This is a genomic window from Acidobacteriota bacterium (assembly GCA_022562055.1).
In the GTDB taxonomy this organism is placed as follows: Bacteria; Actinomycetota; Acidimicrobiia; order Spongiisociales; family UBA5794; genus BMS3BBIN02.
Genome location: JADFQA010000012.1, coordinates 21,787 through 33,286 on the forward strand (window position 1 = coordinate 21,787; position 11,500 = coordinate 33,286).

At 60.1% G+C, this 11,500-nt stretch carries 12 protein-coding genes; 2 read left to right on the plus strand and 10 right to left on the minus strand.

The window, feature by feature from the left end; translation table 11 throughout:
• Nucleotides 1-119 precede the first annotated feature (119 nt).
• Both alr and IIC71_05675 read right to left on the minus strand, forming a co-directional pair.
• Nucleotides 120-1,250 carry an alanine racemase gene (gene alr, locus IIC71_05670; GenBank protein MCH7668678.1) on the minus strand — a complete coding sequence of 377 codons (1,131 nt, stop codon included), beginning with the start codon at nucleotides 1,248-1,250 and terminating at the stop codon, nucleotides 120-122.
• A 29-nt stretch (nucleotides 1,251-1,279) separates the two neighbouring features.
• Nucleotides 1,280-2,692, minus strand: a complete 1,413-nt coding sequence (locus IIC71_05675; GenBank protein ID MCH7668679.1) for an NAD(P)H-hydrate dehydratase — start codon at nucleotides 2,690-2,692, stop codon at nucleotides 1,280-1,282.
• Between the two features lie 67 nt (nucleotides 2,693-2,759).
• On the opposite strand from IIC71_05675, the gene IIC71_05680 reads away from it, so the two are divergent.
• Complete coding sequence (locus IIC71_05680) at nucleotides 2,760-3,275, plus strand: hypothetical protein (protein MCH7668680.1); 516 nt, start codon at nucleotides 2,760-2,762, stop codon at nucleotides 3,273-3,275.
• Nucleotides 3,276-3,428: 153 nt separating this feature from the next.
• On the opposite strand, the gene acpS is transcribed toward IIC71_05680, so the two are convergent.
• The 5 genes from acpS to rplM form a co-directional block, all read right to left on the minus strand.
• On the minus strand, nucleotides 3,429-3,812 hold the full coding sequence (gene acpS, locus IIC71_05685; GenBank protein ID MCH7668681.1) for a holo-ACP synthase: 384 nt from the start codon (nucleotides 3,810-3,812) through the stop codon (nucleotides 3,429-3,431).
• 72 nt (nucleotides 3,813-3,884) lie between these two features.
• Complete coding sequence (gene glmS / locus IIC71_05690; GenBank protein ID MCH7668682.1) at nucleotides 3,885-5,708, minus strand: glutamine--fructose-6-phosphate transaminase (isomerizing); 1,824 nt, start codon at nucleotides 5,706-5,708, stop codon at nucleotides 3,885-3,887.
• A gap of 258 nt (nucleotides 5,709-5,966) precedes the next feature.
• Nucleotides 5,967-7,304 (minus strand): phosphoglucosamine mutase, encoded by a 1,338-nt coding sequence (gene glmM, locus IIC71_05695; GenBank protein ID MCH7668683.1) that lies wholly within the window; start codon nucleotides 7,302-7,304, stop codon nucleotides 5,967-5,969.
• A 9-nt stretch (nucleotides 7,305-7,313) separates the two neighbouring features.
• Entirely contained in the window at nucleotides 7,314-7,706 is a 393-nt protein-coding gene (gene rpsI, locus IIC71_05700) for a 30S ribosomal protein S9 (GenBank protein MCH7668684.1), read from the minus strand.
• A complete protein-coding gene (rplM, locus tag IIC71_05705; GenBank protein MCH7668685.1) occupies nucleotides 7,706-8,164 on the minus strand; it encodes a 50S ribosomal protein L13 in 459 nt (152 codons plus the stop codon). The genes rpsI and rplM overlap by 1 nt, the downstream gene beginning before the upstream one ends.
• A 133-nt stretch (nucleotides 8,165-8,297) precedes the next feature.
• On the opposite strand from rplM, the gene IIC71_05710 reads away from it, so the two are divergent.
• The gene (locus tag IIC71_05710) at nucleotides 8,298-9,521 is read left to right on the plus strand and encodes a threonine ammonia-lyase (protein ID MCH7668686.1); all 1,224 of its coding nucleotides are present in this window, start codon (nucleotides 8,298-8,300) and stop codon (nucleotides 9,519-9,521) included.
• A 24-nt stretch (nucleotides 9,522-9,545) separates the two neighbouring features.
• Here the strand turns inward: IIC71_05710 and truA are convergent, their stop codons facing one another.
• The 3 genes from truA to IIC71_05725 all read right to left on the minus strand — a co-directional run bounded on the left by truA (nucleotide 9,546) and on the right by IIC71_05725 (nucleotide 11,444).
• The gene (gene truA, locus IIC71_05715) at nucleotides 9,546-10,277 is read right to left on the minus strand and encodes a tRNA pseudouridine(38-40) synthase TruA (protein MCH7668687.1); all 732 of its coding nucleotides are present in this window, start codon (nucleotides 10,275-10,277) and stop codon (nucleotides 9,546-9,548) included.
• A complete protein-coding gene (locus tag IIC71_05720; protein MCH7668688.1) occupies nucleotides 10,278-10,808 on the minus strand; it encodes a hypothetical protein in 531 nt (176 codons plus the stop codon).
• Between the two features lie 69 nt (nucleotides 10,809-10,877).
• On the minus strand, nucleotides 10,878-11,444 hold the full coding sequence (locus IIC71_05725) for an NUDIX hydrolase (protein ID MCH7668689.1): 567 nt from the start codon (nucleotides 11,442-11,444) through the stop codon (nucleotides 10,878-10,880).
• Nucleotides 11,445-11,500 lie beyond the last annotated feature (56 nt).

Below are 11,500 nucleotides of genomic sequence, written 5' to 3' on the forward strand. Positions count from 1 at the left end.
CGTGCGACCGCTGGGTTGGACAATCGATGCGGGGCGGTGGGCTGGCGATTGCAGTCCCTCACCCAAGAACCTAGTTCCCGCATCTTGCCCTGCATCTTGTTGCGATCCCCGGCTGTCAGTCACACTTTCGGGCCATCGGATCGACGGGGGTACCGTCTGGGGAGTCTGGCACTGAATCCACATACGACCTCATAGCTGATCGTGTCGAGGAGATCCGCCCACTCTTCCGCAGAGATTCGGTCATTGCCCTGGGGTCCCAGAAATACGACCTCATCACCAACGCTGACGTCGTCAGAACCACAATCGATGACGACCTGGTCCATTGTTACGTTGCCTGCAAACGGGTATCTCCGTCCGTTGATGAGGACCTCGCCCCCGGCATCAGACAGCCGTCGGGGGATTCCATCGGCGTATCCGATGGGGACGGTCGCGACGGTCGACGCGACCGGTAATGGGCGCCGTCGTCCGTAACTCAAGCGCTCCCCGGCCGGGAGCGCTTGAGTCATGGAGACATGAGACACGACACGCATCGCCGGCTGGAGATCGACAATGGCCTCCTCGTCGGGGTGCGGATACATGCCATAACAACCGAGTCCCACCCGAACGAGATCAAAGCGCGCCTCTGGGAAGTTCAGAGCGCCAGCCGTGTTGCAGGCGTGAACGAGCGGCGGGTAGATGCCTGCAGTGTGCAGTCGGTCAACGAATCCATCGAACTGCTCGATCTGAATAAGGGTAAATGCGGCGTCTTCTTCGGCAACCGCAAAGTGTGTGAAGACACCACCAAGAATCAACCGATCATCCTGCTCGATGCGAGTCACAAGCTCGAACGCGACCTCCGCCGCTGCACCGACCCGATGCATGCCGGTGTCTACCTTGACATGAACGGCGACAGGGTCAGACGACGCGTCGGTGACCGTGGCTGCGATCGACTCGACAAAATCAAGTCGATACACGGTAGGTGTGAGGCGCCATTTGACGACGACCTCCGCCAGATCATCTGGCGGTTCTGATAGCACGAGGATCGGAGCATCGATACCCGCCTCGCGCAACCGGATTCCCTCGTTCACAAGGGCGACTGCGAGGTGGGCGGCGCCACCGCGAAGCGCTGCCTCGGCTGCTGGAATATCGCCGTGCCCATAGCCGTCCGCCTTCACCACCGCGCAGACTGCTGCCGGCGCAACGACCGCGGCGATGGACCGCACGTTGTGCTCGATGGCATCGAGGTCGATTTCTATCCAGCTTGGCCGCACGCCGGTCCCTTCTGTCGTTGTTGAGGACGCTACTCGGGTTCTATATGGGTGGCACCTGCGAGAACCTCGCCAACGGCGTCGATGAGGTTCGCCGCCGTGACCAGACGGTTCGCTCGTTGGCGAGCACCGGCAACTCCATGCCAGTAAGCAGCGGACCGCGCTGCAACATCGGGCTCCATCCCGGCTGCAAGGAACGCCCCGATCATGCCGCTGAGCACGTCACCTGTCCCGATCGTTGCTAGCTCTGGGCCACCGGTGTTCACAACCCAGGTTTGCTGGCCATGGATGAACGTCGGGTTGCCTTTCTCGACAATCACCGCGCCATATCGAAGAGCGGTATCAGCCACCGGTTCGGTCTCATGACTGCGCAATGACCGGAGCTCTCCAGCATGCGGAGTGAGAACAGTCGGTGCTGAACGGGCAGCGATCGCATCGGCGTCGGCAATCGCACGCAAGGCGTCGGCGTCGATGACGGTGGGGCCGGGCCAGCGGGTCGCGATCTCGGCGAGCACTGCGTCAGACGACCTACCCGCGCCGGGTCCGAGCACCAAGACATCGAAGCGGTCGGCGAGCGTTAACACTGGTCCAATGTCTGCTTGAGTAAAGCAGTCGCCGCCCCCGACGCTGTGAGACAGCAGGTGGGCCGGCAGCGGGCCATCGACACCGCCGGGCCGGACAACCGTGACTGCACCGGCACCGGCCGCAAGTGCTGCTTCGGCAGCCAACACCGGAGCTCCACCCATCCCTACGGAACCGCCGACCAGCGCAACCGAACCGGCCGACCACTTGTGGCTGTGTCGGGGCCGCTGTGGCAATGGAGCGTCGCGGCTCTCGCACAACAACCAGATCGGTATTTCGCCAGAGAGACCGATGTCGACAACGACAACGTCGCCAGCGCGCTCAGCGCCGGCACCGACAAGAAGGCCGGGTTTGAGGGCGTGGAATGTCACCGTAGTGTCCGCTGTGAAAGCACGCCCACGGACTTCGCCGGTACCGGCGTCGACACCTGAAGGTATGTCAATCGACAACACGCGCGCCGAAGTCCCCGCCCAGTCGGAGAGAACATCAGGAAGCTCGCCGCTGAATCCAACACCAAAGAGGGCGTCGATCACAAAGTCTGGTGTCCAGAGATCCGTAAGTTCGTGCAACCGCACGCCCGCCGCAAGCGCCCGCTCTCGAACGTCTGACGCAAGCGAACCTTCGTTCGGGACCGCAAACTCGTGAACCTTCACACGGACGCCGCGCTTGGCGAGATGGAACGCCGCAACCCAGCCGTCACCACCGTTGTTTCCCTTGCCGGTCAGCACCGCGACCGAATCGCCGTAACCGAGCGCTGTAATACACGACACTGCGTAACCGGCACGCTCCATCAGCGTCGCCAAAGGGACAGACGTACTCTCGTCAAGGCGCAAAGACTCTTGTGGGGTGATCACGGGCTGCACCAGAGCAGTGTACGAAGAAACCCGGCCGATGGGTGAAATCTCAAGTCTCCCGGCCGACACATGTCCCATGACATCTCTGAAACGCTCAGTTCAGACCTGGGCCGCGGGAGGGGCTGCAATTGGCGCGCTGTTTCTCGCCGCGGGTTGGATCGTCGGGTTCGCCCACTCCCCAGATGTGCTGTTTGCAGTAATGATTGCGGATAAACCCGCGTTGTGGGTCGTGACATTCACACCGATCGTGCTGTCTGTCATCGGAGGGCTTCTCGGTCTTGCGTTGGCGCAGTTTGGACAAACGCAGGGTGATGCCACCGAGCTAGCTGAGCGCGTTGCGGAGGGCACCACCGCAGCAATCCATGAACACAATGTGGAGACGGTTCGCACGGGCAGCGTCCAATCCGAATACTTTGCATCACTTTCACACGACATGCGCACACCCTTATCAGCGATCATTGGCTTTTTGCGATCGGCGAGGACAGCGAAAACATCTCACACAGCGACCTCGTCACCTACATGGCCGAAATCGGGTCAAGTGCGAACAGCCTGCTCAGCATCATTACCGATCTTCTCGATGCGGCGAAGTTAGACAACGGGTCGGTGGAGATCCACATCTCTGACGTCGATGGCGGCGCGGTTGCCGCGGAGGTACCCCGTCATTTCGATCATCGTCTTGGCACTACTGGCAATGTTCCGCAGCCAACTCGTGGGAACGTAGCGGCGGTCACGCCACGCGTGCACGTTACGCTGGATCTTCACCGACGGACATCGCAAACACCATGGCATCGGTGTCGGTGTGCGTGATGGTGAGCAACACATGGGAAATTCCGAGTTGTTTCGCTCGGGCCTCGGCAACACCGAAGAGGCGCACCCGCGGTGCTCCACCACCGGTGATTTCTATATCGTGCCATGGGATCTTGCGCCAACCCCAAAAGAGACTTTTCATCACAGCTTCTTTGCCGGCGAAACGCGCCGCAAGACGCCCTGATGGGTCCTTGTAGCGGTGGGCATACTGCCATTCGTGATCGCTGAAACAACGATCTTTGAAATGCTCCCCATAACGTTCATACAGACGCCGGACGCGTGCAATCTCAGCAAGATCGATTCCAAGGCCAATGATGCGCAATCGATTCTCCGTCCGTGCGAGCGGAGCCTACCGTCCCCCGACAACTTCGCACACACCGGTGAACCCGGCGAACTACTCGACGGTGACGCTCTTTGCGAGGTTGCGAGGCTGGTCTATGTCGTGACCACGCAGACGTGCCACATGGTACGCAAGAAGCTGCAGTGGTATCGCGGCAACGATCGGACCGATCAGATCAGGCGCCGTGGGTATCCGCAGAACCAGGTCGGCCTCCCGCTCAATGTTGGTGTCGTCGTCGTATGCAACCGCGATGACGTGTGCGCCACGAGCCTTTACCTCGGCAACAGCAGACATTGTCTTGTCGTACACGTCTCGCTGAGTCGCGACCGCAACGACAGGGACACCCGGGGTGATAAGAGCCAGTGTGCCGTGTTTCAGCTCGCCGGCGGGTAGTGCTTCGGAATGCAGGTATGAGACCTCCTTTAGCTTCAACGACGCCTCCATGGCGACCGCAAAATCGAGACCCCGCCCGATGAAGTAGCAGTCAGAGGCGTCAACGATCTGCTCGGCGGCGGCGATTGCAACATCTTCGCGTGCAAGGGCCTCTTCAATGTACGCGGGTAGATGTTGGAGGCCGCGACCGATCTCGGCAGCTAAGGTTTGATCAACGTTGCCGCGAGCTTGACCAAGGTGCAGCGCCAGGAGATACTCGGCAACCAGCATCGCAACATATGCCTTGGTGGACGCGACTGAGATCTCTGGTCCGGCACGCGTGTACAGAATGTCGTCCGCACCGCGAGCCAGCGTCGACCCGACCACGTTGGTAAGCGCCAACATCCGGGATCCTTGACGCTGGGCGAGTCCCGCAGCGGCGAGGGTATCGGCGGTCTCGCCCGATTGCGACACTGCAACGGTTAGCGACTCACTGCCGACGAGGGGGTCGCTGTAACGCATCTCGTGAGCGTATTCAACGTACGTTGGGATACGAAGCAGCTTGCGGAACAGCACCCCACCGACCAGTGCAGCGTGATACGCAGTGCCACATGCGGTGAACCAGACGGACTTGATCGACTGGGCGTAATCGGTGTCGAATGCAATATCCTCAAGCCATACGGAGCCGTCCTCATCGAGGCGCCCGGCCAGAGTTTCCGATACCACGGTGGCCTGCTCGTGGATCTCCTTGAGCATGAAATGTTCGTAACCGCCCTTCTCCGCCATGCCCGCGTCCCAGTCGACGACAAACACTTCACGGTCTACCGGGTCGCCTGAGATCGTGGTTATGTGAGCACCGTCGTCGTCGACAACCACCATCTCACCGTCTTCGATGATCAAGAACTTCCTCGTCCGATGCAGCACGGCTGGGATGTCGGACGCGATGAACGTCTCGCCGTCGCCGAGACCGATCACCATCGGCGACACCCTGCGCACCGCGACGATCCTGCGCGGCTCGTACTCTGTCATCACGACCAGTGCGTACGCCCCCTCGGCCATGTCGACAACCGCTCGGACCGCGACAACAAGATCGCCGTCATACGCGTTCGCTACTAGGTGGGCGAGGATCTCGGTGTCGGTCTCTGAAGTGAACACATGACCTGTTTTGCGCAGCTCATCCCGCAGGGTCTGGTGATTTTCAATGATGCCGTTGTGAACCACGACAAACTTGCCGCTCGCATCGGTGTGCGGGTGAGCGTTTGCGTCGCTCGGCACGCCATGGGTGGCCCAGCGCGTGTGGCCAATACCCACCGAACCAACCGGGTTGGCGTCGTCGATAACCGCCTGAAGCTTGTCGATCTTTCCCTGCGCCTTGAGCACCGATATCGACCCGTTAGTTACGGCGATCCCCGCCGAGTCATAACCCCGATACTCGAGCCGGCGCAGCCCGTCGAGAAGAATTTCTGCGGCCTCTTGAGGGCCGACATATCCCATGATCCCGCACATTGCGCGACCTCCTGTGTTCCAGGACTGAGTCGCCGCGCAGGGTTCCCCTGCTTCACATCGTTGCGGTCTTTGTTCCCAAAATCACTTCCAGGATATTCACCGCACCGTTTCGACCGTGAAAAGCCGAGAGAGCATCCGCCGAATCGTTCGATAACTCTCTTCCTCGTCACCTCGCCTAGGCGAGGCCTGGCGCTTCGTTACAGCACCGACCAGTCGTTTGAATTGTCACAGCAGTATAGGACGGCAACCGATATGTGACTACCCATGTTCGGCAGCCACGACGGCAGCTACCGTCTCCGCAATCTCGTTTGCCTTACCGATTTCACCAGCCTCAACCATCACTCGAATGAGCGGTTCAGTGCCAGAGGCGCGGACAAGGATCCGACCGTCCTGTCCGAGCGCAACCTCCGCCTCGGCTACTGCCTTCGTTATGGCGTCGTTGGTGTCCCAACCGGTCTTCGACGTTACGGTGACGTTGGTGAGCACCTGAGGGTAGGAACGCATCACCTTGCGCAACTCAGAGAGCCTCAGACCAGTCGCTGCAAGAACCTCTGCAAGTCGCAGCGCGGTGCGAAGGCCATCTCCCGTCGAGCGGTCCTCCAAAATGACGTGACCTGACTGCTCACCACCCAGGACAGCTCTCGACTTACGCATGGCGTCAAGCACCGCGCGATCCCCGACATCGGTCTCAATCACTTCGACCCCCAGACCGCCCATGGCGCGCTTAAACCCGAGGTTCGCCATGACAGTGGTCACGACGACGTTCCCCTTCAGCTTCCGCCTGTCGATGGCGTGTTTCACCAGAATGGCGAGCACCACATCGCCGTCAACTACTTCGCCGTCCTCATCAACAGCGATCAACCGGTCAGCATCACCATCGAAGCAGAACCCGACATGGCCGTTCGCCTGCTCAGCGAGCGCCTCCGGATACATGGCCCCGCAACCGTCGTTGATGTTCATCCCGGTTGGCTCGTCGTTAAATACCTCGACGTGGGCGCCGAGGATCTCGAAAAGCATCGGGGCAGCTTGGAAGGCTGCCCCGTGAGCCGTATCCAACGCAAACTCAAGGCCCCGCAGCGAGTACGCGACACCGTCCTTGATGTAGTCAACGTAACGTTGCACTGAATTGGCCATCGTTGTTTGGAACCCGACACCGGCACCGGCCACGGTCGCAACGGCAGCTCGGGAGTGGTAACGCCGCTCAATGGCGCGCTCCTCAGAGTCGCTGAGCTTGGCACCGTCGCGGCCAAAGAACTTGATGCCGTTGTCGGGCGCGGGGTTGTGCGACGCGGAAACCATGACGCCGTATCTAGCACCGACGGAGCGGACCAACCGTGACACACCGCCGACGGGGATGATGCCGAGGTCAACCGTGTCAACACCGACGCTGTTGAACCCGGCATGCAGCGCGGCAGCGATCATCGTGCCCGATCGGCGGGTATCGCGACCGATCAGAACCGGTTCAGTGGCGGTCTTGTCGGTTGCCGCACGGGCGAGCTGTATCGCAAGCTCCACGGTGATGTCGGTGTTTGCGCGACCGCGAACTCCATCAGTCCCGAACAACTTCTCGGAGCGATCACCCATGCGTGCGGGCACGACCGCGGATTAACGCTTGGTGAACTGAGGTGCGCGGCGCGCCTTGCGCAGCCCGTACTTCTTGCGCTCAACACGACGCGAGTCGCGCGTGAGAAGGCCTTCCTTCTTCAACGCAGGACGAAGTTCTGGATCGAACTCAATAAGCGCACGCGCAATGCCGAGACGCATAGCGTCAGATTGGCCCGTGAGACCGCCGCCGTGCAAAGTGGTATCGATATCGAACTTGCCCTCAGCCTCAACAACCTTGAACGGTGCCATGACGCGGAGCTGGACCGCCGGATCGGGGAAGTAGTCCTCAAGGGTGCGGCCGTTGAGTTTCATCTCTCCGGTGCCCACGGTGAGGCGCACCCTCGCAACGGAACTCTTGCGGCGACCAGTGGCCTGAATCATTGCGTTTGCCATTAGCGATTAACCTTTCCAAGCTCAAGCGGTTGCGGATCCTGGGCTGCATGTGGGTGCTCGGGGCCGGCATACACCTTCATTTTCTTAATCATTTGACGGCCGAGGCGGTTTTTCGGAAGCATGCCTCTCACCGCGGACTCGATAATGCGCTGTGGGTAGGTTGCCCGTAGCGTCCCAAGGTTCACTTCGCGAAGCCCACCCGGAAAACCGGAGTGGCGGAAGTACATCTTGTCCTCTTCCTTGTTGCCGGTGACGAATACTTTGCTGGCGTTGATCACGATGACGTGGTCGCCCACATCCATGTGCGGAGCAAACATCGGCTTGTTCTTCCCGCGAAGGATCGTCGCGATCTCGGAGGCCAGACGACCAAGAGTTGCGCCGTCAGCATCAACCACGAACCAAGAGCGATGGATGTCGCCGGGTTTAGGCGAATACGTTTTCTGAAGTTTTGGTTTCATGGCTCAACCCTCGAACAAAAACAGGACACAAGGATACCCCCGGGACACCGAGGACGGACACGAATTGTAAGCGAGACCGCCCGTTCGTGCCAATCCATACCGGGATGGTCCGCCATGCGTTAGCCTCCACGCCATGGTCGAACGCCTCATCGTGGAAGAGATTGTCGAGGCCCGCAAGAGGGGCTCCTCGGTCGTTCTCGAAACGCCTGTGCTGCCGTCGACTTCGTTCTCCAAGCTCAGCGGACGAGACGTGATTCTTAAGGCGGAAAACCTCCAGCGCACAGGGTCGTTCAAGATTCGAGGCGCAATGAACGCCCTGTCTCTCCTCGACGACGATCAGGCAAAACGTGGGGTCGTTGCCGCGTCGGCTGGTAACCACGCCCAAGGGATAGCGCTCGCCGCCAAGACACTCGGCATCCCCGCCACGGTCTTTATGCCCGAGGGAGCTGCCATCCCCAAGATCAACGCGACCGAGAGCTACGGTGCGACGGTCAAGATTGCAGGTGCGAACCTCGGCGAGGCTGTCGAACACGCACGAGCGTTCGAAAGCGAGACCGGCGCACGGTTCATTCACCCTTACGATGATCGGGCCATCATTGCAGGCCAGGGAACACTTGGGCTTGAGACCCTCGAACAGGTACCCGACATGGCGACGCTTGTTCTACCAGTCGGCGGCGGCGGCCTGATCGGTGGCACATCAACCGCGATAAAAGCACTGCGCCCCGACATCACCATCGTCGGGGTTCAATCGGCGGCGATACCGACGTATGTCGAGAGTCGTCGTCGCGGCGAACCAACCGCCGTTGAACCCCGGCCCACAATTGCTGACGGTATCGCGTGTCATCTGCCTTCGCAGCTTGCCTTTGATTGCATCGAGCGCTGGGTAGACGACATCGTGACCGTCGACGACACAGCGATTACCAAGTCGGTGACGCTGCTTCTCGAACGCGCAAAGTATCTCGTCGAACCGAGCGGGGCGGTAACGCTCGCCGCGTTGCTTGCCGGCAAGGTCGCCAGCGGCAACGGACCTGTGGTGTTGGTGCTGTCCGGAGGCAACATTGACCTTCTTCTCCTCGACCAGCTCGTACGCCACGGGCAGGAGGCACGCGGGCGGTTTGCGTCTTTGAAGGTGTGGGTTGCTGACAGCCCGGGCCAACTTGCCGGGGTGCTTGAGACACTCGCCGCCGGGGGCGCCAACCTGTTGTCAGTTGAGCACCACCGCGAGGGTTCCGGTCTGCCGTTTGGCATGGTGCAGATACAGCTCACGTTTGCCACCAGGTCCTGGTCCCACATTGACGAGATCGTCGCTGCCTTTGAAGACAACGGCGCCACAATCAAATCCCGACCAACCCGATAGTCCCGCAAACCCGAACACTCGCGTCTAGGGGTATTTCACCTCGACGAGTGTGAGACCGCGGGCCGGGGCGGCACCGTTGCCTCCGCGACGGTCTCTTGACTCGATGACCGCAGGCACATCACCCTCGGGGAGCTTTCCCCTGCCGACATCGACACACAGCGCAACAATCGAACGCACCATCTGATGGCAAAACGACGACGCCTCGATCCTGAAGACTGTGAGCTCGCCCTCCCTGGCCCACGCTGTCGATATCACCGACCGTTCGGTTGAACGCCCAACGGCGGCACGACAAAAGGACGCAAAATCCATCGTCCCGATGAAGAGTTGAGCAACACGGTGCATCACAGCCACATCGAGATCATGGTGCACGTGCCATACACGACCGGCGAGGAAGGGATCGGGGTGTAAACGGTCCAAGATCTGATATCGATACACCCTGCTAACGGCGTCAAACCTGGCATGAAAATCGTCGTCAACCGGCTCAAATGACGACACCGCAATTGACGGGGCAAGCCTCTTGTTCAACGAGCGCTTTATCTTGTCTGGGATGATCTCATGATCTGTGGAGAAGCTGACGACCTGGCCAGTTGCGTGAACTCCGGCGTCGGTCCGACCCGCGACAATCGTTTTCACATCGGGGATGTGCAGCGAAAGCTGTGCCTCCAACGCCCCCTGCACCGTGCGCACGTTTGGTTGAATTGCGTACCCTCGGAAGTCGCCCCCGTCGTAGGCGAGGTCGATCCGATAGGTCGTCATCTAGATGATGCCCCAACCGAGAATCTGGGCAAGCAAGTACCAGCCGACGAGTCCCAGAACGGCGGCGAAAACGGCCTTGCTCGTTTCCAGGTTCGCCTCATACACCAGGCCGCGTGCAACGATCGCGAGCAGCCACGCTGAGCCAGTGAGTAACACGACAAACGGCGAGGAGGACAGTTCTCGCGAAATCAGCACCAACAACATCGTCGGATATGCGAAACCGACGACTCTCAGAATCACAACATAGGCGCCGCTACCCTGGAACAGGTACTTCGAGGCACCAAAGGTGATTCCCGAGAACGCCAGCCAGAACACCAGCGCGTTGAGCATTGCCTGAAAGAAGACGTTGATCCCAGCCGAGCTTGAGATGATCGTCAGCGGCCCGATGCCAAAACCCATAAGCATGAGAAACCGTGTGACGAGAACGAGAAGCACTGCGTCGCCCGTTGCTCGGTCGTTGAGATACATCCACACAAACGCGGAACGATCCATCCGAAGCGTCTGGGCCAATCGATGCAGAACTTCGTTCACGAATCAACCTTCCATCGCGGGGAGCGTCACTGAGCATCCCCGAACTCTCCGGCGATGGTAGATGGGAGCTTACCGATTGAACGGACTGGTGACATCCATGACCATTGTGAGAAGCTTCGTTGCGGGACGCTTCACGGACTCGTCGTACTGGGCCGCGAGTACGTCGTCGAAACCGATCCACTCGGCGGCGCGGACCTCGCTCGACGGTGTCAGCCGATCTGAGGCCGCCTGGAAGGCAAACCGAACATCAAAGTGCACATGACCAGGTTGGTCTCCATGCGCCGGAATGTCGTGGGCATCGATATCGAACAGAATTCCGGCACGCTTGGAGAGTTCCACACCGGTCTCCTCGGTCACTTCTCGACGGGCGGCAGCTTCAAGAGTTGCGTCCTCAGACTCGACATGCCCGCCGGGTTGCACCCAGATGCCAAGCTTGCCGTGGTAAATCAACAGCGTGCGACGCTGTGTCGTATCGACGACAAAACCCGACGCAGTGATATGACCCGGCACGAGTTGCTCACCGGAAAACGGTGCATCGGTATCGGCCAACAAAGCAAGGGTGTCCTTGAGAGCTTGCTGTTCATCGAGCGACGCCGAATACGACTGCAACGAATTGATAACTTGCGGGATGTTCATGGTGACTTCCGAAATAGGAGTGCCGTACGGGCGCTGGCGGTGCGGCCAGCCGACCC